Genomic DNA, 25,761 nt, shown 5'->3' with positions numbered 1-25,761 from the left:
AAAGGCGTTTTGTCCGGCATAGCCTGCGTTTCATGCAGGCCGCAAGGGTCAAACCTCTTCAATCCGCAATGCAACGGGTTCGCCGGCCACCACGTCGGTCTCGCGTAGCCCACCGAGGGCAACGTCCAGCGTGGCGCGTGTGGTCTTGTGGGTCACGATCAGGACCGGTGCGGTGCTTTCCGAATGCCCGTACTGCCGCATCCGGTCGATCGAAACGCCCGCATCGCCCAGGATCGCGGCGACTTTTGCCAGCGCACCCGGTTTGTCGAACAGGGCAAGACGCAGATAGTATGGGGCGGGGAGACCGGTCACGGCAGGCTGCGCGTCCTGTAGAGAGGTCGCGGGGCGGCCAAAGGTCGGGATCTGCAGCCCGCGCGCCAGATCGCAGACATCGCCCATCACGGCACTGGCCGTGGGGCCTTCTCCAGCGCCGGGGCCGCGCAGGACAACCTGCTCGACCGCGTCGCCTTGGATCACCACCATGTTGGTGCCACCTTCCAGTTGCCCAAGGGGCGAGCTGCTGGGCACCAGGCACGGCTGCATCCGCTGTTCCAGACCACGCGCTGAGCGCTGCGCAACGCCCAGCAGCTTGATGCGATAGCCCATGTCGTCGGCCTGATGGATGTCATCCAGGCTGATATGCTGAATGCCTTCGATCTGGATGCCGTCGAAATTCGGCTTGGTCCCGAAAGCGATCGAGGATAGCAGCGCCAGTTTATGCGCCGCATCGATACCGCCGACGTCCAGGTTCGGGTCGGCTTCAAGATATCCCAATTCCGCACATTCCTCGAACAGGGCATTATAACCCAACTCCTGCGATTGCATCCGGGTCAGGATGTAGTTGCAGGTGCCGTTCATCACGCCCATGACGCGGGTAATCTCGTTTCCGGCCAACCCTTCGGTCAGAGATTTGATGACCGGGATGCCGCCGGCCACGGCAGCTTCAAACCGGATCACGCGACCGGCGGCCTCGGCTTTTTCGGCAAGTTCCTGACCGTGGATCGCCAACAGCGCCTTGTTCGCGGTGACCACATCCTTGCCGGTGGCAAGTGCCGCCTCGACCGAGGCTTTGGCGGGGCCATTTTCGCCACCGATCAGTTCGACGAAAACGTCTATGTCATCACGTTTTGCCAGCGCAACCGGGTCTGTTTCCCAAGCATAATCGGAAAGGTTCACACCCCGGTCTTTGTTGGCATCGCGCGCCGATACAGCGATTATTTCAACAGGCCGCCCCGTACGCGCCTGCAGCAGGTCCGCGTGGCGGCGGATGATCCTCACGACACCCACGCCAACCGTTCCCAAGCCCGCAATTCCCAGCCGCAGCGCCTGTGTCATCCCGTGGGTTCCTTTCCGCTCGAAAACTTCGTCGTATCAGGCCTGTTGCCCGTTCAGCGCTGCCTTAGCGGGTTCGGCGCTAGGGTGCAATGCGTCGCGGCCCGGCGCGGACCCTGAATCGCAAAGGGTCAGTTGATTTCCGCAGCCTGAAGTTCTTCTGCCTTTTTCTCCAGCGCTTCACGCCGGGCAACAAGGTCCTCTTCGACCTCTGCGGCCTCGTTTGCGGGATCAACCGGCGGGCCGAGGTTTTCCTGAATGGGAATGAGTTCTGGATACCGGGCTGATTTGACGCTTGGCTGCTCACGCCCTTCCAGTTCCGGAAAATCGGCGCATCCGGCACAGATGAGCATCAGGATCAGCATAGACAGGGGCTTCATTCAGATCCCTTTCACGGTGGATTGCAAACGTGATGCACCTTTTATGGCATTGGTTCAAGCGGGGTTCTATCTGAACATACGTTCAGATACGGTGCGGGAATGGCACGTACTCAAGGTTCACATTCCGATATCACCGGCCCACGTATCCGCAAGGCGGCGCTGGCTTTGTTCGCCCGCCACGGTTATGCCGCCGTATCCATGCGTCAGATTGCGGGTGAGGTCGGGGTGCAGGCGGGGGCGCTGTATAACTACACGCCCGACAAGCAAAGCCTGCTGTTTCGTCTGATGCACGAACATATGCAGGACTTGTTGTCCGCCTATGACGATCAGCATCAATCCGCGGATGCGTCCGAAGCCTTGCGTCAATTCGTCGGGTTTCACATCCGCTTCCACCTAAAGCGCCCGGACGAGGTGTTTATTGCCTATATGGAATTGCGCAACCTGACACCCGAGAATTTTGCAGAGATCGAAGCGTTACGCCGCCACTATGAAGACGCGCTTGAGGCGATCCTGCGCGCGGGTCAGGCGGCCGGAGTGTTTGATATCGCCGATACCAAAATCGCAACTTTGGCGGTGATTGCCATGCTCAATGGTGTCATGACATGGTACCGAGCCGGCGGGCGCTTGTCGCTGGACGAGGTCGAACAGGTCTATTGGGACATGGTCCGCCGGTCGGTTTCGGCTTGAACGGCCTAATGCGCAGGGCGAATGAAAGTGCCGTTGCGAAGGTCTCGAAAGGCTTGCTCCAACTCCGTCCGCGTATTCATGACGATTGGGCCGTGCCAGGCGACCGGCTCGTCAATCGGCGCGCCCGAGATTAGCAGGAACCGGACACCTTCAGGCCCGGCCTGAACTGTGATTTCATCCCCGGTACCAAACCGGACCAGCGTCCGGTCACCGGACATGTCGCGGATATTGACCTCTTGTCCGGCGACTTCTTTTTCCAGCAGGATGCCAGTAGGTTGCGAGGCATCGACAAAGGCGGCATTACCTTCGAACACATAGGCAAAGGCGCGGCGGTAGGTATCGATTTTGAGCGTCTTTTTAACCCCTGCCGGGACATGGACATCCAGGTATTGCGGATCGGCGGCGATCCCGTCGACCGGGCCGGTCTTGCCCCAGAACTTACCCACGATCACACGCACCTTGGTGCCATCATCATCGGTGATTTCCGGGATGTTCTTGCTTTTGACGTCCTGATAACGCGGCGCGGTCATTTTTTTCGCCGAGGGCAGGTTACCCCACAACTGAAAGCCGTGCATCTGGCCAAACGGATTCCCAGCCGGCATCTCCTGATGCAGAATCCCGGAACCGGCGGTCATCCATTGAACGTCTCCAGCGCCAAGTGTGCCGCTGTTGCCCAGCGAGTCCGAGTGTTCAACCGAACCGGTCAGAACATAGGTGATCGTCTCGATCCCGCGATGGGGATGCCAAGGAAACCCGGCCTGATAATCCTGTGGACGCTCGTTTCGGAAATCATCGAACAGCAGAAACGGGTCAAGCTCGGACGGGTCCTGAAAACCGAACGCGCGGTGCAGTTTGACGCCTGCACCTTCCAATGCGGCGATGGCTTTCCGGGTTTCCAGAACGGGTCTTAGGGACATGATGGCCTCCTTCAATTGTGGTCACCATGTATTTTCGACTGGGACAGCGTCAATCGGCAGAAAAGAACGGGGAATGTGCGAAAATCGGCAGTAGCAGCCCCCCTGTTTTTTTCCACCAGAAGTCGGTAAACCCACGGGGTAACAACAGGGGTTCACATGCAGCAAGACATTCTGGCCACTATTAGGCCTTCACCCGCCAGACGTTGGCTCGGCGTCGGGATGCTGAGCATCGTCGGCGCTTTGGTTTTGTCTGTAGCACTGGTGCAACCGCCCGAGCCCCTGTGGCTGGTCTTTCTGCTTGCGGTTGGCGGCGCGGCGTTCTGGCTGGCGTATCGCATGTGGCACGCGACGAACGACTGGATCGAGTTGACGTCTTCCGAACTCCGAACCGGGGCAGGGCACCTCATCGCCAAAGTAGAGGATATCGAGGCCGTCGATCGGGGGGTATTCGCATTCAAACCTTCGAACGGGTTTCTGCTGAAAACACGCGTTAGTGGGGAAAATAGCTGGGCGCCCGGGCTATGGTGGCGTGTCGGGCGCCGGGTGGGCGTCGGCGGAATGACCGCCGCCGCCGAAACCAAATTCATGACGGATGTGCTTAGCTCGTTGTTGCTACAGGCACATCCAGGTCATTTTGCTGACAACCCTGCACGGAAACGTTCCCAGGGATCAGATCGGTGAAACGCGGGCGCGTGAAGACAAAGTTTTCGAACTTGCGCTTTCCGTTCAGCCAACCGTTCAACAATGGCGGTTTGAACACAGGATCATAGTCGTTCGTGGTTTCGACGATGATCAGTGTGTCCAGGTCAGACATCGGTGGAAGCCTGTCGCGAATTAAGTGAATGTTGTCATTTCGCCACTCGAATCCAAAACCGCAATCTGATGACCAGTCGACATAATGGCGATCGTCTTCCTCTTTAAACATTATGAAAGTCATGCGCATTTTCAACGGTGCCTGGTTACCAACCATTTGGCGCAGCATGACATACATCGACGACACATACGGGTCCGTGATGGTATTGGTCTCACGCGAAACTAGGTCGCCCACTGTGTAAGAAGCTTTGAGGTTAGCAGTGCTCTGGCGGAAAGCGTCATATAGCGAAAAGGTTACCGTGACGGTCCAAACAAGCATAGGGAACAAAACAATAGCTTCTAAGGACAGAGTGCCATCCTCGCGACGTACAAAGTCGCGGATAAATCGCTGTATGCGTGCAAATATAAGCGTCATATCAAGGCTCCTGAACAAAGGCTGTCGTCGCCGTCAGCGTAACCAGGCCATCATCAGTCGTTAGCGCTCGCCCAAAGGTGGTTGTGGCGAGAATCGGATTAACCTTTGCGCAGGCACGTAGAACCATCAGCTCGTTCGATCCGCCATTTGAGAATTCTCGTACAGGTTTGGCCGGTTCCGCCCTGTCAACACAATCCACTGTCGGGTCGATATTGATGCCGGCGTAGGGGTCCTGAACCACCATCTCCAACCGCAAATTGGCAGAGCAGTTGTTGATAATGCTGGATCTGCTGCAGATCGCATCTTTGATCGAGTCATGCGTAGGCCCTGAGCCGGTTCCAAGGCGAATGTCGCGCACCACTAGATCTACCGATCGTTCCAACATCGATTGCTGGATCGAGACCATCGCGTACTCAATGGCCCCCAGGATAAAGAACATGTACAGGGGGAAAAGGATAACGAATTCAACGGTTAATGACCCGTCTTCAGCTTGTTTGAAACGAACTATTTTTTGTAGTGCTTTTCGTATCATTGCGTCAGCCTCAGGCGCTTGATCGACGAAGCGATGGACTCGAATGCTTGCTCAAGCGTCAGGTCTTCTTCCCCAAGGTTACCGTTTGAGTTGACCACGTAGACGAAAGCAGGACCACTGGCGCAGTTTTGGATCGTAGCGAGACCAGTTGGCGGTGCTTCGAAGGCAATGCCGTAGATTTTGACTTTTTTGCTTTCTTTTATCTTTGAGCAGATAGAGGCTGTGCGGGTATTTTTTGTGCCTGAGTAAATGTTGCTGTACGCATTTGCGTACCAGTCGTTATAGTGGTTGGGGTCCCACTCATAATTGTTTACAGCATTCCAATAAAGCGACACCTGGTTGAACAATTCTGGATAGGTCAGCCGTGTCGCTGTACCTGGTTCGTCCTCCAAGTCACCATAGCGGTGATCGTTGCCGTTCAGTTCCTGTCGTGTCCAGTAGTATTCTTGCGGACTCTCCGACGAGAGGACGCTGTATTCGTCACCAGTGACGGTTCTGGTGCGCGGCCGCCCCCATCTATCATAGTAATTTTCCGTCCACTCAGTGGCGGGGTTGTACCAGACATCTGACAGTCCATCACGCAGGTCTGATCTTAGTACTGCTTGGGAAGTATTCTGACCATCGGTCATGACGATGATGATTTTCTGAACATCAGCATCGTAGTCCATGGGGCGATTGTCGAACGTTTTAGGTACAACCGTTTTTGCATTCACTTCAGTCGAAGTGGGGTCCACTTTCTGTCGGGTTAATTGTTGGATGATAGGCCGAATTTCAGGGTCAACCAATGCGGCGCCCCATTTCATACCGATTTCAATGGACGTGTTTCCCGATGCAGTAAGAGCGTCAATCTGATCATTCAGGTCCGAAATAACATTGGTGACCGGGGTGATGTCACTTCCGGCCCTTGTTGGACAAACCGTCATGAGGTTGCTTCCTGATCGACCAGTGAAGGGGTCGAAATGAGCCGCTCTGATCAAGCTGGTCGAGGGGCTCAACCCTTTTTCCGAAAACTGGGCTGTGGTGAAGTTCACGCAATGCGAATAGCTGTGTTCAGATGTTGCATTCACGAATTTCCCCAGGATGTTTTCCCCGGCATTCACCTGTGTTGCATAAGGAATAATCGAAATTGATATCTTGTCCGGGTTTTCCTTTGCGTACATTGCCGCAACGAACTTCTTGGCCGCTTCACGCAGAACCTGGATTTTGGTTTTACCCGCCTCAGCAGACGGGTCACGCATAGAGCCCGACATATCCAGAACCAGCGAAATCTCGATCGACCCAACGGACTCTTCCGCTGTGCTGCTTACCACAGAATGCAACTTGGGAATGCCAGCAAGGTACATAAATGCAGTGTGGACGGTCACTTCAGCGTCTGCCGTCACACGTCTTGAGCCGATACCAGCGACAACTTCGGGTTCTTTCGTCAGCTTGCCCCGCACTCCGGACTTCTCAAAGTATTCTTTGACAACATCCGCTGGGGGAAGCTCCTGATCAAGGTCAGCGGCAGCGAGAACCGCGCGGTCCAGCGTGGCCTGAAGATTTGCCCGGTCGCGCTCGAAGTGCATCATGTCGACGCCCATGCCGGTCAAACAGATGATTATTAGAAAGCCCGACACTACAAGTATTGTGAACACGCCACCATCTTCGTCCCGGGCGAAACAACGAGCCGAAGTGGTGAAGCTCTTAATTATCTTAGAGCCGCTTCTGAAAACGCGCATTACCATATTGATGACCTCGCTGAGCAGACATCCAAACTGCCAAGGAAATATTAACTTTCAAAAATTAACGCCGAATCGTGGCGGGATTTAGGCGAAAAAGCCGCTGTCTTGACCGGTTTGCTGGAAAAAGCGGGATAATTTGAGGGTGTTAGGCGCTTCTGTTGTCGTATAGGCGACAATTTCAAATGGGTGTTCATGGTCGGGCGACTCAGGGGCTTCGAAAAAATATCTTCGGGTTTCATCGGTTTTATTTTCGCTTAAATATTGATCGTTTACGTATTGGGTGCGACAAAACGTCAGAACGTAAGTCGTTCGCTGGCACGGAGGATTAAATGACGGCCATCAAAGAACCCAGCTTTCGCGAGAGTGTGGACCTCATGTTCAACAGGGCGGCGTCCCTGATGGACTTGCCTCCAGGGCTAGAGGAAAAGATCCGGGTCTGTAACGCCACTTATACAGTGCGGTTCGGTGTACGACTGCGGGGCGAAATTCACACCTTCACAGGCTATCGCTCGGTTCATTCCGAACATATGGAGCCGGTCAAGGGCGGTATTCGCTACGCCTTGGCTGTGAACCAGGACGAGGTCGAGGCGCTGGCGGCGCTGATGACCTATAAATGCGCGCTGGTCGAAACGCCGTTTGGCGGCTCGAAAGGTGGCCTGCGCATCGATCCCCGCCAATATGAAGAGCATGAGCTGGAGCAGATCACCCGGCGCTTTGCCTATGAACTGGCCAAGCGCGATCTGATCAACCCTTCTCAGAACGTGCCCGCGCCGGATATGGGGACAGGTGAGCGTGAGATGGCCTGGATGGCCGACCAATATGCCCGAATGAACACCACCGACATCAATGCGCGCGCCAGTGTGACCGGCAAGCCGTTGAATGCCGGGGGTATCTCGGGGCGGGTCGAGGCGACCGGACGGGGCATTCAATACGCTCTGCGCGAATTCTTCCGCCACCCCGAGGATGTGCAGAAGGCGGGCCTGTCGGGCAAGCTGGATGGCAAGCGTATTGTCGTGCAGGGGTTGGGCAACGTGGGATACCACGCGGCGAAGTTCCTGAGCGAGGAGGACGGCTCGCGCATTGTAGGTATCATCGAATGGGATGGCGCGTTGTATAACCCCGACGGGATTGACGTGGAATCCGTTCGGCAGTGGATTGTGAAGCATGGCGGGGTCAGCAACTACCCGGATGCGACACATTCGGCCGAGGGGGCCGATGTTCTTGAAGCGGAATGCGATATCCTCGTCCCGGCTGCGCTTGAGGGGGTGATCAACCTGACCAACGCCGAGCGGATCAAGGCGCCTCTGATCATCGAGGCGGCGAATGGTCCAGTAACGGCAGGCGCGGATGAAATCCTGCGCAAAAAAGGTACGGTGATCATTCCGGATATGTATGCAAACGCGGGCGGTGTGACGGTTTCCTATTTTGAGTGGGTCAAGAACCTCAGCCATATTCGTTTTGGCCGGATGCAGCGCCGTCAGGAAGAGGCGCGGCATGAGTTGATCGTCAGTGAGTTGGAGCGGTTGGACCGTTATCTGGGTGACGCATGGTCGATGTCTCCAAACTTCAAGGCCAAGTACCTTCGCGGCGCAGATGAGCTGGAACTGGTGCGTTCAGGTCTGGATGACACCATGCGCATTGCCTACCAGTCTATGCGCGAGGTGTGGCACAGTCGCGACGATGTCGAGGATCTGCGGACGGCGGCCTATATCGTGGCCATTGACCGCGTCGCGAAAAGCTATCGCGCCAAGGGTTTGTAACTTTCGGCGTTGGCGGCGGTCGGGTTGCGGCCCGGTCGCCCCTGTTGCCGCTCTGCTCCTAACGACCGCGCGCGGTGAAAAGGGTGATAGCGGGCGATACTTCTGCCGGGTAAGCTGCCGCGAAAGAAACGATTCCGGGAGACCCCCATGTTGCGTATCGCCGTTGCGGCCCTGTTGCTGGCCACACCTCTGGCAGCTCAGGAAACCAAAGAACAAAGCTGCCAGTATCAGGCCGATGTCGTTGCGGCGATTCAGAAAGCGCGCCTGGACAGGGTAAAAGAGCGCGACGTGCCACAGGCGGTGGCCGACACAGGCCCGACATGGCCTGAAAGCTACAATAACGCCATTCCGCTGATCACGCCTTGGGTTTACGAGCAAAAGATGCGGGATGTCCGCAAAAAGGATCTGGGTGCGGCGTGGCTGGAGTTGTGCCTGCAGCAATAATCCACAGGCCCGTCATTTCCCTGTGGACAACCGCGCGTCATCCCCTTGGCGCGGGTTATCATTTCTGGCAGGTTTGACGAATGTCTTTGCCCCCCGGATTTCTGGATGAACTGCGCACCCGGCTGAGCTTGTCTCAGGTTGTCGGGCGCAAAGTCATGTGGGACCAGCGCAAGTCCAATCAAGGCAAGGGCGACATGTGGGCCCCGTGCCCGTTTCACCACGAAAAGACTGCATCCTTCCATGTCGATGACCAAAAGGGGTTCTATTACTGCTTCGGCTGCCACGCCAAAGGGGACGCGATCAGCTTTGTGAAAGAGACCGAAAACGTCTCGTTCATCGAAGCTGTTGAAATTCTGGCGCGTGAGGCCGGTATGCCGATGCCCGCGCGCGACCCCAAGGCGCAGGAAAAGCAGGATCGCCGTGCGCAGTTGGCCGAGGTGATGGAGCAGGCGGCGCAGTTCTTCCGTCTGCAGCTCAAGACCGGGGCAGGGGGCGCCGCGCGCGACTACCTGACCCGTCGGGGTCTGGACGTTCAGGCGTTGGAGCGGTGGGAGATCGGATTTGCTCCGGACGGCTGGCAGGCGTTGTGGGATCATCTGCGGGGCAAGAATGTCGCCGAGGACCTGATCCTCGGGGCTGGTTTGGCCAAGCCGTCAAACAAGGGCAAGAATCCCTATGACACCTTCCGCAATCGGATCATGTTCCCGATCCGCGACCCGCGCGGGCGGTGTATTGCCTTTGGCGGCCGGGCGATGGATCCAAGTGACAACGCCAAGTATCTGAATTCGCCCGAAACCGAGTTGTTCGACAAGGGTCGCAGTCTTTACAACCACGGCCCAGCACGTCAGGCGGCGGGGAAGGGGCAACCGCTGATCGTGGCCGAGGGGTATATGGACGTGATTGCTCTGGCCGAGGCCGGGTTCGGCGCTTCGGTTGCGCCCTTGGGCACGGCGATCACGGAACATCAACTGCAACTGCTCTGGCGCATCTCGGACGAGCCGATCATCGCGCTGGACGGCGACACCGCCGGTTTGCGGGCTGCGATGCGGGCGGTTGATCTGGCGCTGCCTCTGCTCGAGGCTGGGAAATCTCTGCGCTTTGCCCTGATGCCCGAAGGTAAGGATCCGGATGACCTGCTGCGGGCCGAAGGGGCCGGGGCGGTTCAGGCTGTGCTGGATGGGGCCATCCCCATGGTCAAACTGTTGTGGCAGCGCGAAACCGAAGGCAAAGTGTTCGACAGTCCGGAACGTAAGGCGGCATTGGACAAGGTGCTACGCGACAAAATCAAGCTGATCCGCGATCCCTCGATCCGGTCGCATTATGGGCAAGAGATCAAGGACCTGCGCTGGCGGCTTTTCCGTCCGCAGCGGCAGCCGCAGAACCGCCAGTGGCAGCCACGCGGCAAGTGGCAACCGCAGAAACAGCCAGCAACACCCGGTGCGCGATCCTCTTTCCTGGCCTCATCCGAGGGGGCGGAAATCCAGCTGCGTGAAGCGGCCATACTGGCCATCGCAGCGCTGAACCCACGGGTCGTCGTGCAATTCGAGCACCAGCTGGAAGAGATGGAGTGCCGCGACCCCGACCACGCGGTTCTGCGCCATGCCATTCTGCGTCACGCGATTGATGATCCGGATCATCTGCAGGACCACATTGCCGAAACTTTGGGGGCCGAAGCCCTTGAAAACCTGCTGGCCCTTCGCCATGTCGCAGTAATCCCCTGTGTGTACAAACCAGGCGACGTTGAAAAGGCCGAGATGACACTGGCTGAGGAACTCGCAAAGATCAAAGCGCTCCGGGGGTTGGATGCTGAGATTGCCGAAGCTGCAGAGGAACTGTCCGATCTGGCTGATGAGGCGCTGACATATCGGCTGGCGCAGGCCGCCGAAGAGCGCAACCGCACGAGCCGCAGCCAGAACGAGGACAGGGCCGTTTTCGACATCGCCGACAACGGCGCAAGAATCAACCGCGACGAGAAAGACGCGTTCAAGGCAATCATGTCCGGGATCAATTTCGAACGGAAACGCCGCTAAACTGGTGTTTTCGTAAGGCACTGGAAAAGAAAAACAGGTAAACGGGTGGCCGAATCACTTCTACGCGCTAATGATTCGGTGCAAACGAATCACCCATCCCTGCAGGAGCATTGAATGGCCGCCAAAGACACGACCGAAGATCGCAAGTCCGACGAGCAGGAACAGGAAATCTCGCTGGACATGAGCCAGGCCCAGGTCAAGAAGATGATCGCTGAGGCCCGCGAGAAAGGCTACATCACCTACGACCAGCTCAACCAGGTGCTGCCGCCGGATCAGGTCAGCTCGGAACAGATCGAAGACGTTATGTCGATGCTGTCCGAAATGGGCATCAACATCATCGAAGATGAAGAGGCCGAAGAGGAAGAGAATAAAGGCTCGACCGAACTGACCACCACTGATAGCAACCGCGAGGTTGCGCTGGCCGGAGCCGCAACCGAGAAACTGGATCGCACTGATGACCCGGTTCGCATGTACCTGCGCGAGATGGGTTCGGTTGAACTGCTGAGCCGCGAAGGCGAGATCGCCATCGCCAAGCGGATCGAAGCCGGTCGCAACACCATGATTGCCGGCCTGTGCGAAAGCCCTCTGACGTTCCAGGCGATCACGATCTGGCATGACGAATTGCTGTCTGAAGACATTCTGCTGCGCGACGTCATCGATCTGGAGGCCACATTCGGCAACCAGATGGACGAAGACGGCGGTGTCGAGGAACCTGTCGTTGACACTTCGGCTGTTCAGACTGCCAAACCAGCCAAAGACACAGGGCCGGAACTCGACGCTGATGGTAATCCGATTGCCAATGACGATGACGATGACGACGACGATCAGGCCAACATGTCGCTTGCCGCGATGGAAGCGGCCCTGAAGGATCAGGTGCTGACCACGCTGGAGCGCATCTCGACCGACTTCTCGATGCTGTCGGAGATGCAGGACAGCCGGATATCTGCCACGCTGAACGAGGACGGATCATTCAGCGAAAAGGATGAAGACACCTATCAGAAGCTGCGCGCCGAGATTGTCGAGCTGGTAAACGGGTTGCACCTGCACAACAACCGGATCGAAGCGCTGATTGACCAGCTTTATGGCATCAACCGCCGGATCATGTCGCTGGACAGCTCGATGGTGAAACTGGCCGATCAGGCTCGTATCAACCGTCGTGAGTTCATTGACGCTTATCGCGGTCGCGAACTGGACCCGAACTGGCTGGCCGAGATGGCAGAAAAGCCTGGTCGCGGTTGGCAGATGTTCATCGAACGCTCGACCGCAAAGGTCGAGGAACTGCGCAACGATATGGCTCAGGTCGGTCAGTATGTCGGTCTCGACATCCCCGAATTCCGCCGCATCGTGCAGCAGGTTCAGAAGGGCGAGAAAGAGGCGCGGCAGGCCAAGAAGGAAATGGTCGAAGCCAACCTGCGCCTGGTGATTTCGATTGCCAAAAAGTACACGAACCGCGGCCTGCAATTCCTTGATCTTATTCAGGAAGGCAACATCGGCCTGATGAAAGCGGTGGACAAGTTTGAATACCGCCGCGGTTATAAATTCTCGACATATGCGACGTGGTGGATCCGTCAGGCGATCACGCGCTCGATTGCGGATCAGGCGCGCACGATTCGTATTCCGGTCCACATGATCGAGACGATCAACAAGCTGGTCAGGACCGGCCGTCAGATGTTGCACGAGATCGGTCGCGAACCGACGCCGGAAGAACTGGCCGAAAAGCTGCAGATGCCGCTTGAGAAGGTTCGCAAGGTGATGAAAATCGCCAAAGAGCCGATCAGCCTTGAAACGCCAATTGGCGACGAGGAAGACAGCCAATTGGGCGATTTCATCGAGGACAAGAATGCTGTGCTGCCGTTGGACAGCGCCATTCAGGAGAACCTCAAGGAAACGACCACACGGGTTCTGGCCTCGCTTACTCCGCGTGAGGAACGAGTTCTGCGGATGCGCTTTGGCATCGGCATGAACACCGACCATACGCTGGAAGAGGTAGGCCAGCAGTTTAGTGTGACTCGTGAGCGTATTCGCCAGATCGAGGCGAAAGCGCTGCGCAAGCTCAAACACCCCAGCCGGTCGCGAAAGTTGCGATCTTTCCTGGATCAGTAAAGTCAAAGGCGCCTCAGACGAGGCGCCTTTTTTCTGGCAACTGAAACCTTCACGTTGGCTGGTTCAGCGATCAATTTGGCGGCAACTCGCAAGTCCCACCCCATATGCACCTTTATATCTTTGGCGTCCACTCATGGGACAGGCCGGGGCGAGGTGGCGACGCCGATGACCCCCGGCCACCCGGCTCAGGGGATTTCCGGAGGATCCAAACGGCTGCGGAACGTGCTGGGTGCCCGCCCGGTCCAGCGTTTGAAGGCAGTCGAAAATGCTGGTTGATCTGAATAGCCTAGGGAAAAGGCGATCTCTGACAGGGGCATTCCGTTGGTGATGAAAGTCTGAGCCAAATCGCAGCGCAAGTCATCGACGATATCGCGATAGCTGACGCCCTCATCCTTGAGCCGCCGGGCAAAGGTGCGCGGACTCATTCCCAGGCTGGCGGCGGCTTCGTCGGCATTAATGACCGTACCGGGCATCGACCGGGTGATAAGCCCTTCGACCTGCGCGCGTAGTTTTTGCTTGGGCGAGCGCCGCTCGGTCAGAACGCGTTCTCCGTATTCCAGAAGATGCGCCCGCAGGTTCGGGTCATAAGTCGGAACAGGCATATCCAGAGCCGAGGGCGCAACGACGATCTCAAGCCGTTCCGAGCCAAATACAACAGGGCACCCGGCAAGTTTCTGAAAACTCTTCTGGTTTCCGCCAATCTCGTGCTGAAATCTGATTTCTATGGGAAAGAAATTCGTTTGCGTCAGGGCTCGCATCCGGGCCAAACCGCTGAACATCAGGAACTCGGTTCTGCGATGGTAGCGGGCAAAGCTGGCGTCTTTCCAATCGGCTTCGATGGTGGCGAAGTTACCGGCAAGCCGCAGGCTAAACATCAGCGCGGGGTCAATGATCCTGTGAAACCGGGACGTATTCTCCATGACCTGCCGCAGGTCCCGTGAGTATTTGCTGATATAGGCGGTGAGGCTTGAGGCGGATTTGAACAGCAACCCGGCCTGAGCCGCAAATGTGATGTCCCCCAACGCGTCGCAGGCATAACGCACGAAAAGAGCCTCTTGATGCGCGGTATAGGTGGTGGCTGGAGGCGAGATGGTTTCCCGCGTCAGATTGCATTTTTTTAGGATGTGGTCAGACACTTCAGTGCCGTTCGTTCGTTGATCAAGCGCTCGGGTCAGCAACTGGATGCGGGCGATATCAACTTCCATGGCCTTTCCCACCGTATTTTTAATGTGCTTTTACGCCAAAGTGACAGGATGCGCAGATCCTGTCCAAAGCAAATGTCTGTTGTCTGGAATTCGAATGGTTTTGGCGTAAGAACACAAGACCCAAGGTCAGCAATACACTATTTTTCGCCCGTTGTCGGGTCAGCGCCTTGCCGGGGATGGGGGCAGAGCCCTGGAAACCTCACCAGTCCGGTGGCTCCCCGGCACGTTCCAACTTCGTGATTATCTGGACGTCCTCTTGTCGCATTGCCGGGTCAAGGCCGGGGTGAAAGGGTTGAAGTCAAGATTTAGCGGACCCGAAAGATATGCCTATCCTTGTTTCTGCAGACTTCAAGGGCATTCAGGATGCCATTGTATTCGATGGGGAATGTGTCCTGTGTTCGGGGTTCTTTCACTTTATGCTGGTGCGGGACAAAGCGCAGCGCTTTAAGTTTGCGACGGCACAATCCCCTCTAGGGCAACGGCTGTACCGCGATCTTGGTCTGCCAACGCGGGATTTCGAAACCAATCTGGTCATTGTGAATGGCAGAGTGCATCAGCGCCTTGATGCTTTTGCCGCTGCAATGAAAAGCTTGCCGGGATGCTGGCCAACTCTGTCTCTGTGCAGGTTCCTGCCAGGATGGGTCAAAGACCCGCTCTACCACTTGATTGCGCGCAACAGATACAAGATCTTTGGCCGCACGCAGGCCTGCTTGATCCCGGATCCCGCACTGCGGGCCAGGTTTTTGCCCGAGGGGTTCTGAGTGCGACCCGACCCCTTTTTGCAAGCCCTGCCTTTGGGGGCTGACGTGCCTAGGGCTGTTCGGCGCTTGCACGATGCTCCGGGGATCTATGCTGGACGGTGCAGTGTTGTCGAGGGCAGGGGGTGGCTGATCGCTCTGGCCTTGCGTCTTGGGCGTTTCCCCCGGGGCGCCGAAGATATTCCGGTGCAGATCAAGATCGACCGTGATGGGCAGGAATGGCGATGGGTGCGGGATTTTGACGGTCACACCACGCGGTCTCGGCTGACTTTTGATCACGGTGCCGAATGTGTTCGTGAGCAACTGAGTTGGTTGTCCATTTGGCTGATGCCCGAGATTTCTGACGGACGTCTGCTGATCCACATACGGCGCCTCAGTGTCTTGGGGCTGCGCTGCCCCGCTTTCCTGCTGCCGCGATCTTCCACCGTGGAATGGCAGGACGAAACAGGGCTTTTTTGTTTTGACGTGTCGGCTGATATGCCCGTGCTGGGACTGTTGATCCGGTATCGCGGCTGGCTGGCACCCGTTCACGACCCGCAGAGCTTGGGCTGAATTCATCGTGAAGCGGCTTTGTCTGGTTTTAAAGTAAACTAGGTCAATACTTACCTCGAAACAGGAAAGAGTATGGTTATGAAAAAGGTTATGACTTACGTGGCGCTTGCCGCGATTGTATTGGGCTCTTCGGCATCGGCCTCGTTCGCCCGATTTGGGTATCAGACCGTTGCTTTGAACCAAACAGAATTTGAAGTGATTCCAAGAGGGCGTACAGATGTGGACGGGTATTGGTGTGCAGCATCCGACTTTGCGCGAAGAACGCTGGGGGCGAGCTGGCAGCAGCGTATCTACGTCAAGCGTGGTTACGGCCCTAGTGAAGCGACGGGCCGCAGAACGGCCGTGCAGTTCTCGCTCTCGGCGCCAGAAGGGGTGCCGCAGCAAAGCAGTGGTGTTTTCTCGGCAGGGTTTCAGCCGGGTTTCAGCATGTCCGTTTCAGCCGCCAATGGTCGGTGCAACATCCGCCCCTTCTTCGACTGATACATGGCTGCTCGCCTGATGCAGACCGAATTCACAATCTCAACGCACGGTTCGGGGCTTTATGAATTCACCTCGGATGTGCGTCACTGGATGAAATCGGCCGGAGGTGATGGCGTGCTGACACTGTTCGTGCGGCACACCTCCTGCTCGCTGGTTATTCAGGAAAACGCGGACCCCGAAGTGCAGACGGACTTGCGCGCCTTTTTTGATCGACTTGTGCCGCCGTCGAACCACCCGGCGATGGCGTATCTACGGCACACTTATGAAGGCCCGGATGATATGCCTGCTCATATCAAGGCCGCGCTTTTACCTGTGTCGCTGTCGATCCCCGTTGTGTCCGGACAACCGGTTCTGGGTACGTGGCAAGGTGTCTACCTGTTCGAGCACCGCACCGCGCCACATCACCGAAAGATTGCGGCGCATTTCGCATAGATTCACGATATAGCGGTGAAAAATTCCGACTACCCAAATCCTAGCGGCTACCCTATAGTTGTGGATAAGTAAGCGGCATAGCTTACAAAAAGAGGCCGAACCAGGGACGAGGAGACGGCGGATGCGCTGCCCGTTTTGCGGAAATATCGACACTCAGGTCAAAGATTCACGCCCGGCAGAGGATCACGTCGCGATCCGCAGACGCCGGTTTTGTCCCGCATGTGGGGGGCGCTTTACCACGTATGAACGCGTACAGCTGCGCGATCTGGTGGTGATCAAAACCAATGGAAAACGCGAAGACTTCGACCGGGACAAGCTGGAACGCTCGATCCGGATTTCGATGCAGAAACGCCCGATTGAACCAGATCGGATCGACCAGATGATTTCCGGCATCGTCCGCCGTCTGGAAAGCATGGGCGAGACCGACATCCCCTCCAGCAAGATCGGTGAGATCGTCATGGAAGCTCTGGCGCGGATCGACACCGTGGCCTATGTTCGCTTTGCGAGTGTGTACAAGAATTTCCAGGCGGCCGATGACTTCGAGGAGTTTGTCCACGAACTGCGCCCGCCGCAGCCTTCGACGGACGAGTGAGCGAAACTGATAAGCGATACATGGCGCTGGCCTTGTCTTTGGGTCAGCGTAGTCAGGGCACGTGTTGGCCCAACCCGGCCGTGGGTTGCGTGGTTGTGCGTGACGGCCGGATTATCGGGCGCGGCTGGACCCAGCCCGGAGGTCGTCCGCATGGTGAAACTCAGGCGCTGGCGCAGGCCGGCGAGGCTGCGCGCGGGGCAACGGCCTATGTCTCGCTGGAGCCCTGTTCCCATCACGGTCAGACCCCCCCTTGCGCCGAGGCGCTGATCAAGGCCGGCGTATCGCGCGTGGTTTCGGCGATCGAGGACAGCGATCCGCGTGTGGCCGGGCAGGGCTTTGCCATGCTGCGCGAGGCCGGGATCGAGGTCACTACCGGCGTCCTGGCCGAGCAGGCTGCGCGGGACCATGCGGGGTTCTTTCTGAAGACAGAACAGGGGCGGCCATTCGTAACGCTCAAGTTGGCCAGCAGTTTCGACGGGCGGATTGCAACCTCCAGCGGTTACAGCAAATGGATCACCGGGCCAAAAGCGCGTCGCGCGGTCCACGCCATGCGCGCGCGGCATGATGCGGTGATGGTGGGGGCAGGAACGGCGCGGGCGGATGACCCATCGCTGACGGTCCGCGATCTGGGGATCGAAGTGCAGCCGGTGCGGGTTGTCGTCTCACGCCATCTGGACATCCCGCTAATGGGGCAACTGGCCCGTACAGCGTCGCAAATACCGGTCTGGCTCTGCCATGGCCCGTCCCCGGACCCCGAGCGCGCCCGCGCGTGGGAAGGGCTGGGCGCACGTCTGATCCCTTGTGCATTGGAAGAGCATCACATTGATGCCGCCGACCTGCTGCAGCAGTTGGGGCAGGCCGGGCTGACGCGCGTCTTTTGCGAAGGTGGATCGGCGCTTGCTGCGTCCTTGCTGGCCGATGATCTTGTGGACGAACTGGTGGGATTCAGTGCGGGTCTGACAATCGGGGCCGAGGGTCTGTCTGCCATCGGATCGCTGGGCTTGGAAACACTGGACGCGGCCCCGAGGTTTGAGTTGATCGAAGCCCGAGCCGTCGGGCCGGACGTTCTGCATCGTTGGGCGCGGTCGCTGCGCTAGCGGCGGCGCCACAGATGCGCGTTCGTGGCAAGTGCGCCCTGCAATTTTGAAAGCAGACGGAGGGGCCGGCCCCCTTGGCGCTCAAACCCTTCGGTCAGGCGTTTCACCGCAACCTCGACGGGGCAGGGTTGCCCGGTGATCGGGTCCATATAGCGTGGATAGTCGATCAGGGCCGCGTGCACCAATCCCAGCATCGACGGTCGCGCCCCCCGCCGCACCGGGACCGTTCCCAGATCTTGCGTCAGACCCCAGCCAGCATAGAAAGGCGCGCCAAGCGTGGTAACGCGAACTCCGCGCAACAGGGCCTCGAACCCAAGCAGAGAGGTCATGGTCCAGACCTCCTGTACCTGCGGCAGCAGGGCCGCAGGATCGGTGTTGCTGGCGATCACGTCGGCAAGGCTTTCGTCTTCGATCTCGCCTTCGCGCAGCCCGGCTTCGACATCGGGGTGCGGCTTGTAGATCAGGATCGCATTCGGGTTCGCCTCGCGCGTTGCACGCAGCAGGTCAGTGTTGGTGCGCACCGAGGTGGTGCCCAACAGGATCGAGGCATCGTCGTGAACCTGTCCCGGCACCAGAATGCGGTGTCCTAGGGGCAGGTCGGGGACCGCGCCACCGGTATTGTATTTGCTGAGCTGGCCCGCAAGTATTTGCGCCACAAGACGCTCGGCCCGCAGCTCCTGATCCGGGCGCAGGGTTTCGCGCATGGCGATCAGTTCTTCCAGCCTGCTGGGATGTGTCGGGTCGTAGTAGATGCCCAGATCATCAGTCGCCAGCGACAGGGGCGGCACCAGACTGGCGCCCAGCCCGCGAGACCGCAGAAACCCGTCTTCGATCCGGGTCGCGTCTTCGGCACCACGGGCGTGGCTGGCCCAGACCATATGCGGGCGGCCAAGTACTTCTGGCGGTTCAGACGTGAATCGGATTTTCTTCTCACGCCCGAACATCTGTTGCAGGTGCTTACGCTTCCACAGGCGCATTCCGGACGCAGTCCAGCCCTTGTGATCCTGCCGCCACGCACGCGTTTGCGCCTCGAGCGTGTCCAGAACGGTCTCCAGTTCGCAAAGCTGGTCCCCGAATGGTTCGTGCCATGTGGGATAGAGGATCATTGCTGCCGCAAACAACTGCGCCCGGGTCAGATTGCGCTGGCGACGTGGAAAGTGCACCTCGTCCTTTGTCAGGCCCCACCCGGCATAGAACGGCTGGCCAAAGACACGCGGTTTGTGCCCGGCCAAAATCGCCTCGAACCCTAATTGCGACGACAGGGTGTAAACGCCCGTTGCGCCTTCCAGCAGGGTCCAGGGGCTGATGGGCGTATCTATGAACGAGACCCTGTCGGACAGGTCCTGATCCGAGAAATATCCATTTCGGTATCCGGCAACGGTTTCCGGATGTGTTTTAATCAGAATTTGGGCGCCGGGGTTTTCCTCTTGCGCCATGACCAGCATCTCGCGGAACCGCGCGTGGTCGCCGTTGCTGGCGATCACCGAGGCATCGTCATGGGCCTGATCGACCACCAGAACATAGCCGGGATCCGGTGGCCGCAAGGTGGGGTCGACGGCCGAATACTTGCTCAGGTGCAATTCGCGCACCCGGTCAATGCCATTTCTGGCCCGATTCAACAATGCAGTGTCGTCCAGCGGGTGGGCGGTCAATAACGATTCAAGATCGGATGGCCGTGCCGGATCAAAATGTACCCCGGACCGGTCGAGCAGAAGACCCATCGGAGGCTCGCCGACTCGCCCCGGATGCAGCGAACGTAGAAATGCGTCCTCGACCCGAAGGATGGGCGACCCGTGCCGGGCCGCAATAGTCAGACCGCGATGGGCCGTCGGGCTGATGCCCCAAACGCCGACAACATCCCCGTCGCCGGGAAAGCCCAGGCGAATGTCATAGCCGGAGAGGTTCAGGATACGCCGGACGCGGCGTTGGGTCAGGAAACCACCGTTATAGACATACAGCCGGGTACGCTGAGCCCCGGCTGTCGCTTCAGGTTGCATCAGCCGCCCGTCAGAGTGGTGACATTTGCAAGCGGTGTCAGGCCACCCGCGATCAGTGAAATCGACTTGCTCCACTGTGCATAAGGCGCTTCGGTGACATAGATTGTGTCATCGTCCCGAATGACGAAATCGCGGGCGATGAACAACCCGTTGGGCGCGGTGAGGTTCAGCAGGTAGATCATGCGCTGATCTCCCCGCAAATCCTGGCGCCCCATGACCGAACGGGCAATGTCTTGCCGTTCGTTGCGCAAAACGAATATGCCAGTCGGGTCAGAGGACAGCGATTGCAACCCGCCCACCTGTGCCAGGGCTTCAAGAGCGGAAAGGTCTTGTGTGTCAAAGGCCACGCGGGATTGGCCCGTTGCGCCCAGCGCGATGTAGGATCTGCTGTCCGCTTCAACCAGAATGCGGTCACCGCCGCGCAACGCTACGTCCAGTCTGGGGTTGCGGAAAAGGTCGTCATACCAGACGGTGCCGCGGTCATTTCCACGGATCAGGGTCACAAGCGCGATGTCCGATCCAACAGCGACGCCGCCGGCCTGCGACAGCATTCCAAGCAAGGTTCTGCTGGGCCGTTCGATCGGATACACACCGGGCGCACCGATTTCTCCGGTCAGCGAGACGGTCGATCCGTTGCCTGCGGTGCGGCGCACTTCGACTTGTGGGTCGGGTGTCTGATCCTGCAGTTTGCTGGTGATCAGCTGGCGCAGTTGCTCGGGCGTGTTGCCGGCGGCGCGAATTCGTCCGGCATAGGGCACGAAGATGAAACCGTCGCTGTCCACCTGTACCTGCTCAAGCGCAGTGGCTGCGCTGAGTTCACCGGAAAGCAGACCATCATCGACGTTTTCCCAGATCGTCAGCCCCAGAATGTCGCCAGCGCGCACCGTGTCCGCAGTCAGGTTCGGCGCACTGCTGAAGGCGGCTGAGAACCCGTATTTGGGGATAGCGGACGTTGCCTGTGCAACCCGGTCATCGACCTCGACCACGAAGGCATTACCGCCATTCGCCGTCGAACCCGACAGAATCTCGGATTTGTTGGGGCCCGCTTTGGGAAGTTGGCACGCGGCCAACAGGCCAATTGCGGCCACAAGGGACATCCCCCGTATCCATCGGATTGGAAAACGCTGCACTGCCGGTTATCCTCAGTCGTCTTTGTGTGGTCTTTTGTTTGGCGCAGGCTATCCGGTTCGCACGATAACTTCTAGCGCCAACCAGTTTAATTCACTCAACCAGTTTCAACTGTGGCGCCAGCGCCTCTTTGTGGGTCAGGACCGATTGATAGGGGTCCTTGGTATCCAGCATCATGTCCGCCACGCCCCGAAGAAGTTGCCGCCGACCTCTGTGCGAATAGAATCCACCGGGCAGTTGGCTGGTTTTCAGCAAGAACCGGCGATAGCTTTGATAGGCCCCCCGGTCCGGGGGCATCGGATCAGCGAAGAACGCGGCCAGAGGCTGGCGCGACACGAATTCGGGCTTGTCGTAAACCGACCTGCCAAAAATGCGCAGCGGGATGCCGCGCCACAGAACCTGCTGCCCGGCGGTCGAGTTGATTGTGACGGCCGAGTTGGCCCCATCCAGCAGTTTCGCGAGTTTTCCTCCGGGCACGTAATGCACACGATCTGCGATACCATGCACCTTTGCCAACTGACGCACGCGGCGGTGTAGGGGTTCGCGATGGTTTTCCAGCGGATGCTCCTTAACCACCAGCCGGTGATGCACGGGGGCGCCATCTGCGAAGCCCCGGAACACGTCCTCTAGGAAATCGGACATGCAGGAATAATCCGAATGCGCCTGAACCGAACTGTCATGTCCCAGCTGCAACAAAACCAGATGGTAGGGATGACCGTTGCCCAACACTCGCGCTGTAGCCCAACGGCGTTGAATTCGATGAAACGGCATCAGGGCCAGACGTTTGAAATACAGCCTGAATTCCTTTGAGACGGGAAGGTCCCTGTGCCGCCTAAAGCTGCGGTAGCTCTGGTTCAGGAACAGCACGAACCAATGATACAGCGCACCGTAGAAAATATGCTGCCGCATATCCCCCCAATGCGACGGTGGTGGTGGTACCTGCAAAACTGACTGATCCAGAGCGCGCCGCATCTGACCGACGTCCAGTGACATCAGGCGCGAGTTGCCGTTCGAGCCGTGCCGCTCGTAGGTTATCCACCAAGGGCGCAAGTAACCTTCTTCGAAGACATGGACAGTGACGCCCTTGGCCCGCGCAACCTTCACCGCACTGGCATGAACTGGACGCGTGTCGCCATAAAGGACGATATCCGTGATGCTCCGTTCGTCGATCAGATCCGACAACCTGTCCGGCCATAGCTCGGGCGTGTCGCGAAAAGGGATGTAAGATGACTTGTCAAACCAGAAGACCTGATCGCCGGCATTGAAGCCGACGCGCCAGACGTCAGCCCCGGTGGATCGCAGCATCCTGCCAAGCCCACTGAAAAACGGACCATGCGGCCCCTGTAGAAACAGGAAGGCACGGCGTTTCGGGGCTGTTGCGGGGGATGACATTAATACTGCTCTGGCCGTTTGTTGATGAAATTATGCCTGTTTCGGGTTTTCGCGGCAAGGTGGGGCTTGCTCGTAAGGCTGGTTGGGCTTACCTCGGCGGGGAACATTGGACCAGGTCAGGAATAAGGGTTAGCGGAATGTTTACAGGGATCGTCACCGATATCGGCACCGTCACCGAGTTGGATCAACAGGGCGATCTGCGGGCCCGGATCAAGACGGATTATGATACGGCGGGCATCGATATCGGCGCTTCAATTGCCAGCGATGGTGTCTGCCTGACCGTGATCGCGCTGGGCGATGACTGGTACGACGTCCAGATCAGCGCCGAGACAGTTTCGAAGACCAATCTGGACAGTTGGCAGGTCGGCAAACGTGTTAATCTGGAGCGTGCCCTGAAGGTTGGTGACGAATTGGGCGGGCATATCGTGTCAGGGCACGTAGATGGCGTGGCTGAAGTAGTCGCCGTTCAGGACGAAGGCGACAGCACTCGTGTCACCCTGCGCGCGCCCAAGGAACTGGCCCGGTTCATCGCACCCAAGGGATCGGTTGCGCTGAACGGAACCTCGCTGACTGTCAACGATGTGGATAGATGCGACTTCGGGATCAACTTTATCCCGCATACCAAAGAGGTCACCACCTGGGGTGATGTCTCGGTCGGCGACAAAGTAAATCTCGAGATCGACACGCTGGCCCGCTACGTCGCGCGTCTGGCCGAGATGTCCTGAAGCACCAGAGCAACGTCGCGTCCTGACCGGGCCTTGCCGTCTGCGGGCTGGCCTTTGGGCGCGTCGTGGTCTATCCACCCGTTCAAACATGCTCTGCGAAAGGCTGCCTCATGAGCTTTGAAACCCCCGGACCCGTCGAAGCGCAACTGCGCGACGCGATCAGCCCGATCGAAGAGATTATTGAAGAGGCGCGCAAAGGCCGGATGTATATTCTGGTTGACCATGAAGATCGTGAGAATGAAGGCGATCTGGTAATCCCCGCTGAATTTGCGGATGCCGAGGCGATCAACTTCATGGCAACCCACGGGCGCGGGCTGATTTGCCTGCCTATGACTGCCGAGCGGATAGAGGCGCTGGGCCTGCCGATGATGGCGGTGAACAACTCCTCCCGCCATGAGACTGCATTCACCGTGTCGATCGAAGCGCGCGAGGGCGTGTCGACCGGTATCTCTGCTGCCGACCGGGCCCTGACCGTAGCGACAGCGATCAACGAACAGAACACGATGGCGCGTATCGCCACTCCCGGCCATGTCTTTCCCTTACGCGCAAAGCGGGGCGGGGTGCTGGTACGCGCGGGCCATACCGAGGCTGCCGTGGATATCTCGCGCTTGGCTGGGCTGAACCCATCCGGCGTGATCTGTGAGATCATGAAGCCAGATGGTACCATGGCGCGACTGCCTGATCTGGTGGAATTCGCCAAAGAACACGACATGAAGATCGGTACGATCAGTGATTTGATCACCTACCGCTCGCGCAACGACAACTTGGTGGTTGAGACGTCTCGTGAAACCGTCACCTCGGAGTACGGTGGCGAGTGGGAAATGCGTCTGTTCACCGACCAGACCCACGGCATCGAGCACGTCGTGATGATCAAGGGCGATATCACTACGCCCGAGCCGGTCCTGACCCGTACCCACGCCCTGCACGAAGCGCCGGACATTCTGGGCCTTGGTCCCAAGTCGTCACGCGAACTGCCGCGCGCGATGGAAAAGATCGCTGAAGAGGGCCGCGGTATCGTTTGCCTTTTCCGCCAGCCGCGCAACTCGCTGTACGCGGCCGAGGACGAAGGCCCCCGTACCATCAAACAAACCGGCCTTGGCGCACAGATCCTGTCCAAGATGGGCATTCAGGAACTGGTGCTGCTGACCGACTCTCCGGAAACCGTATATCTGGGGCTCGACGCGTTTGGCCTGTCCATCGTCGGTACCCGCTCCATTCTCAAGGATGACTGATCGTGGCTGAACAAGACAAACACGGGGTTCTGCGAACTCCGACCTTTGGCAAGCCGGTGAAACTGTTGATCGTGGTGGCTCCGTTCTATCGCGCAATCGCCGACAATCTGGTTGCCGGTGCCACGGCCGAGATCGAGGCCGCAGGCGGCACCTGCGAGGTGGTCGAAGTTCCCGGCGCGCTGGAAATCCCCACCGCCATAGCCATGGCTGACCGTCAGTGTAATTTCGACGGCTATGTCGCGCTGGGCTGCGTTATCCGCGGCGAGACCACGCATTACGAAACCGTCTGCAACGACTCCAGCCGCGCCATTCAGCTGATGGGCCTGCAGGGCCTGCTGATCGGCAATGGCATCCTGACCGTGGAAAACGACGATCAGGCTGAAGTCCGCGCAAATCCCGAAAAGATGAATAAAGGTGGTGGAGCAGCCGCTGCGGCCTTGCATCTGATCGCACTCAGCCGTAAGTGGGGCGCTTCGAAAAAGGGCGTCGGCTTCAAGCCCCCGTCCGAGTCCATCCTTGTGGCGGGCGATAGCAACGGACCCACAACAGCATGACCCAGACAGACGCGCCGAAACCGGCCAACCAGAAACGCCTGATGAAATCCGCCGCCCGGCTTTATGCGGTGCAGGCGCTGTTCCAGATGGAACAGTCGGGCCAGACGACCGAACAGGTTGTGAACGAGTTTCTGGATCACCGGTTTGGCGCTGTCTATGAAGGCGAGGAAATGCTGGACGGGGATACCCGCGTCTTCCGCAAGCTGGTTGAGGATGCCGTGAACTATCAGGCCCCGATCGACCAGATGACGGACCGCGCGCTGGTGGCCAAATGGCCCATCGCGCGCATCGACCCAACCCTGCGCGCCACCTTTCGCGCTGCAGGTGCAGAACTGACCCAAAGCGATACGCCACCCAAGGTGGTGATCACAGAATTCGTAGATGTGGTCCGCGCCTTCTTTCCCGAAGGCAAGGAACCGAAGTTCGTCAATGCCGTTCTGGATCACATGGCGCGCGAGGCCCAGCCCGAGGCGTTCTGACGCC

At 58.3% G+C, this 25,761-nt stretch carries 26 protein-coding genes; 16 read left to right on the top strand and 10 right to left on the bottom strand.

Translation table 11 applies throughout. From position 1 onward, the window contains the following. Positions 1-48: 48 nt before the first annotated feature. Both ACR0IM_RS05060 and ACR0IM_RS05055 read right to left on the bottom strand, forming a co-directional pair. A complete protein-coding gene (locus ACR0IM_RS05060; protein WP_480589543.1) occupies positions 49-1,335 on the bottom strand; it encodes a homoserine dehydrogenase in 1,287 nt (428 codons plus the stop codon). A gap of 128 nt (positions 1,336-1,463) precedes the next feature. After that, the gene (locus ACR0IM_RS05055) at positions 1,464-1,712 is read right to left on the bottom strand and encodes a hypothetical protein (protein ID WP_480640702.1); all 249 of its coding nucleotides are present in this window, start codon (positions 1,710-1,712) and stop codon (positions 1,464-1,466) included. A gap of 99 nt (positions 1,713-1,811) precedes the next feature. Here ACR0IM_RS05055 and ACR0IM_RS05050 point away from each other — a divergent pair, with 99 nt between their 5' ends. Continuing rightward, on the top strand, positions 1,812-2,399 hold the full coding sequence (locus tag ACR0IM_RS05050; protein ID WP_480589545.1) for a TetR/AcrR family transcriptional regulator: 588 nt from the start codon (positions 1,812-1,814) through the stop codon (positions 2,397-2,399). A gap of 5 nt (positions 2,400-2,404) precedes the next feature. On the opposite strand, the gene ACR0IM_RS05045 is transcribed toward ACR0IM_RS05050, so the two are convergent. Then, entirely contained in the window at positions 2,405-3,316 is a 912-nt protein-coding gene (locus ACR0IM_RS05045; protein ID WP_480681026.1) for a pirin family protein, read from the bottom strand. A 156-nt stretch (positions 3,317-3,472) separates the two neighbouring features. Here ACR0IM_RS05045 and ACR0IM_RS05040 point away from each other — a divergent pair, with 156 nt between their 5' ends. Next, the gene (locus ACR0IM_RS05040; protein ID WP_480589547.1) at positions 3,473-3,997 is read left to right on the top strand and encodes a hypothetical protein; all 525 of its coding nucleotides are present in this window, start codon (positions 3,473-3,475) and stop codon (positions 3,995-3,997) included. Here ACR0IM_RS05040 and ACR0IM_RS05035 read toward each other — a convergent pair. From ACR0IM_RS05035 to ACR0IM_RS05025, 3 genes are read right to left on the bottom strand one after another with little or no spacing between them, the layout of a single operon-like run. Next, positions 3,915-4,544 carry a TadE/TadG family type IV pilus assembly protein gene (locus ACR0IM_RS05035; protein ID WP_480589548.1) on the bottom strand — a complete coding sequence of 210 codons (630 nt, stop codon included), beginning with the start codon at positions 4,542-4,544 and terminating at the stop codon, positions 3,915-3,917. The two genes, ACR0IM_RS05040 and ACR0IM_RS05035, sit on opposite strands and share 83 nt — an antisense overlap. Before the next feature lies 1 nt (position 4,545). Next, complete coding sequence (locus ACR0IM_RS05030; RefSeq protein ID WP_480681025.1) at positions 4,546-5,076, bottom strand: TadE/TadG family type IV pilus assembly protein; 531 nt, start codon at positions 5,074-5,076, stop codon at positions 4,546-4,548. Then, on the bottom strand, positions 5,073-6,800 hold the full coding sequence (locus tag ACR0IM_RS05025) for a Tad domain-containing protein (RefSeq protein WP_480681024.1): 1,728 nt from the start codon (positions 6,798-6,800) through the stop codon (positions 5,073-5,075). Before ACR0IM_RS05025 ends, ACR0IM_RS05030 begins: the two co-directional genes overlap by 4 nt. Before the next feature lie 326 nt (positions 6,801-7,126). On the opposite strand from ACR0IM_RS05025, the gene ACR0IM_RS05020 reads away from it, so the two are divergent. From ACR0IM_RS05020 to rpoD, 4 genes are all read left to right on the top strand, one after another. Continuing rightward, positions 7,127-8,557: a Glu/Leu/Phe/Val family dehydrogenase gene (locus tag ACR0IM_RS05020; protein ID WP_480681022.1), complete on the top strand. Its 1,431-nt coding sequence runs from the start codon at positions 7,127-7,129 to the stop codon at positions 8,555-8,557. Positions 8,558-8,704: 147 nt separating this feature from the next. Further along, a complete protein-coding gene (locus tag ACR0IM_RS05015) occupies positions 8,705-9,001 on the top strand; it encodes a hypothetical protein (RefSeq protein WP_480589552.1) in 297 nt (98 codons plus the stop codon). A gap of 80 nt (positions 9,002-9,081) precedes the next feature. After that, positions 9,082-11,031, top strand: coding sequence for a DNA primase (gene dnaG, locus ACR0IM_RS05010; RefSeq protein ID WP_480681021.1), 1,950 nt, complete (start codon positions 9,082-9,084; stop codon positions 11,029-11,031). A gap of 114 nt (positions 11,032-11,145) precedes the next feature. Continuing rightward, on the top strand, positions 11,146-13,134 hold the full coding sequence (gene rpoD / locus ACR0IM_RS05005) for an RNA polymerase sigma factor RpoD (protein WP_480589554.1): 1,989 nt from the start codon (positions 11,146-11,148) through the stop codon (positions 13,132-13,134). A gap of 185 nt (positions 13,135-13,319) precedes the next feature. Here the strand turns inward: rpoD and ACR0IM_RS05000 are convergent, their stop codons facing one another. Further along, on the bottom strand, positions 13,320-14,339 hold the full coding sequence (locus ACR0IM_RS05000) for a helix-turn-helix domain-containing protein (protein WP_480681020.1): 1,020 nt from the start codon (positions 14,337-14,339) through the stop codon (positions 13,320-13,322). 323 nt (positions 14,340-14,662) lie between these two features. Here ACR0IM_RS05000 and ACR0IM_RS04995 point away from each other — a divergent pair, with 323 nt between their 5' ends. The 6 genes from ACR0IM_RS04995 to ribD all read left to right on the top strand — a co-directional run bounded on the left by ACR0IM_RS04995 (position 14,663) and on the right by ribD (position 18,250). After that, positions 14,663-15,100: a thiol-disulfide oxidoreductase DCC family protein gene (locus tag ACR0IM_RS04995; RefSeq protein WP_480589556.1), complete on the top strand. Its 438-nt coding sequence runs from the start codon at positions 14,663-14,665 to the stop codon at positions 15,098-15,100. Further along, on the top strand, positions 15,101-15,649 hold the full coding sequence (locus tag ACR0IM_RS04990; RefSeq protein WP_480681019.1) for a DUF4166 domain-containing protein: 549 nt from the start codon (positions 15,101-15,103) through the stop codon (positions 15,647-15,649). A 78-nt stretch (positions 15,650-15,727) separates the two neighbouring features. Next, positions 15,728-16,129, top strand: a complete 402-nt coding sequence (locus ACR0IM_RS04985) for a hypothetical protein (RefSeq protein WP_480640695.1) — start codon at positions 15,728-15,730, stop codon at positions 16,127-16,129. A gap of 18 nt (positions 16,130-16,147) precedes the next feature. Continuing rightward, positions 16,148-16,561, top strand: a complete 414-nt coding sequence (locus ACR0IM_RS04980) for a secondary thiamine-phosphate synthase enzyme YjbQ (RefSeq protein WP_480589865.1) — start codon at positions 16,148-16,150, stop codon at positions 16,559-16,561. 121 nt (positions 16,562-16,682) lie between these two features. After that, positions 16,683-17,153 carry a transcriptional regulator NrdR gene (gene nrdR / locus ACR0IM_RS04975; protein ID WP_170324479.1) on the top strand — a complete coding sequence of 157 codons (471 nt, stop codon included), beginning with the start codon at positions 16,683-16,685 and terminating at the stop codon, positions 17,151-17,153. Then, positions 17,150-18,250, top strand: a complete 1,101-nt coding sequence (ribD, locus tag ACR0IM_RS04970) for a bifunctional diaminohydroxyphosphoribosylaminopyrimidine deaminase/5-amino-6-(5-phosphoribosylamino)uracil reductase RibD (protein WP_480681018.1) — start codon at positions 17,150-17,152, stop codon at positions 18,248-18,250. The genes nrdR and ribD overlap by 4 nt, the downstream gene beginning before the upstream one ends. On the opposite strand, the gene ACR0IM_RS04965 is transcribed toward ribD, so the two are convergent. The 3 genes from ACR0IM_RS04965 to ACR0IM_RS04955 all read right to left on the bottom strand — a co-directional run bounded on the left by ACR0IM_RS04965 (position 18,247) and on the right by ACR0IM_RS04955 (position 22,767). Continuing rightward, positions 18,247-20,247: a capsular polysaccharide biosynthesis protein gene (locus ACR0IM_RS04965; RefSeq protein WP_480681017.1), complete on the bottom strand. Its 2,001-nt coding sequence runs from the start codon at positions 20,245-20,247 to the stop codon at positions 18,247-18,249. The two genes, ribD and ACR0IM_RS04965, sit on opposite strands and share 4 nt — an antisense overlap. Next, positions 20,247-21,344 (bottom strand): polysaccharide biosynthesis/export family protein, encoded by a 1,098-nt coding sequence (locus ACR0IM_RS04960; RefSeq protein ID WP_480589561.1) that lies wholly within the window; start codon positions 21,342-21,344, stop codon positions 20,247-20,249. The genes ACR0IM_RS04965 and ACR0IM_RS04960 overlap by 1 nt, the downstream gene beginning before the upstream one ends. Positions 21,345-21,468: 124 nt before the next feature. Beyond that, positions 21,469-22,767, bottom strand: a complete 1,299-nt coding sequence (locus tag ACR0IM_RS04955) for a capsule biosynthesis protein (RefSeq protein WP_480640691.1) — start codon at positions 22,765-22,767, stop codon at positions 21,469-21,471. Positions 22,768-22,904: 137 nt separating this feature from the next. Between ACR0IM_RS04955 and ACR0IM_RS04950 the strand changes: the two genes are divergently transcribed. The 4 genes from ACR0IM_RS04950 (at position 22,905) to nusB (ending at position 25,757) form a co-directional block, all read left to right on the top strand. Further along, entirely contained in the window at positions 22,905-23,492 is a 588-nt protein-coding gene (locus ACR0IM_RS04950; RefSeq protein ID WP_480640690.1) for a riboflavin synthase, read from the top strand. 110 nt (positions 23,493-23,602) lie between these two features. After that, the gene (ribB, locus tag ACR0IM_RS04945; RefSeq protein WP_480589564.1) at positions 23,603-24,724 is read left to right on the top strand and encodes a 3,4-dihydroxy-2-butanone-4-phosphate synthase; all 1,122 of its coding nucleotides are present in this window, start codon (positions 23,603-23,605) and stop codon (positions 24,722-24,724) included. 2 nt (positions 24,725-24,726) lie between these two features. After that, on the top strand, positions 24,727-25,278 hold the full coding sequence (locus tag ACR0IM_RS04940; protein ID WP_480589565.1) for a 6,7-dimethyl-8-ribityllumazine synthase: 552 nt from the start codon (positions 24,727-24,729) through the stop codon (positions 25,276-25,278). Beyond that, a complete protein-coding gene (gene nusB, locus ACR0IM_RS04935; RefSeq protein WP_480589566.1) occupies positions 25,275-25,757 on the top strand; it encodes a transcription antitermination factor NusB in 483 nt (160 codons plus the stop codon). The genes ACR0IM_RS04940 and nusB overlap by 4 nt, the downstream gene beginning before the upstream one ends. Positions 25,758-25,761 lie beyond the last annotated feature (4 nt).

This window comes from Ruegeria sp. BF6 (genome assembly GCF_056538665.1).
This window is presented reverse-complemented; position numbering and strand designations above follow the sequence as displayed.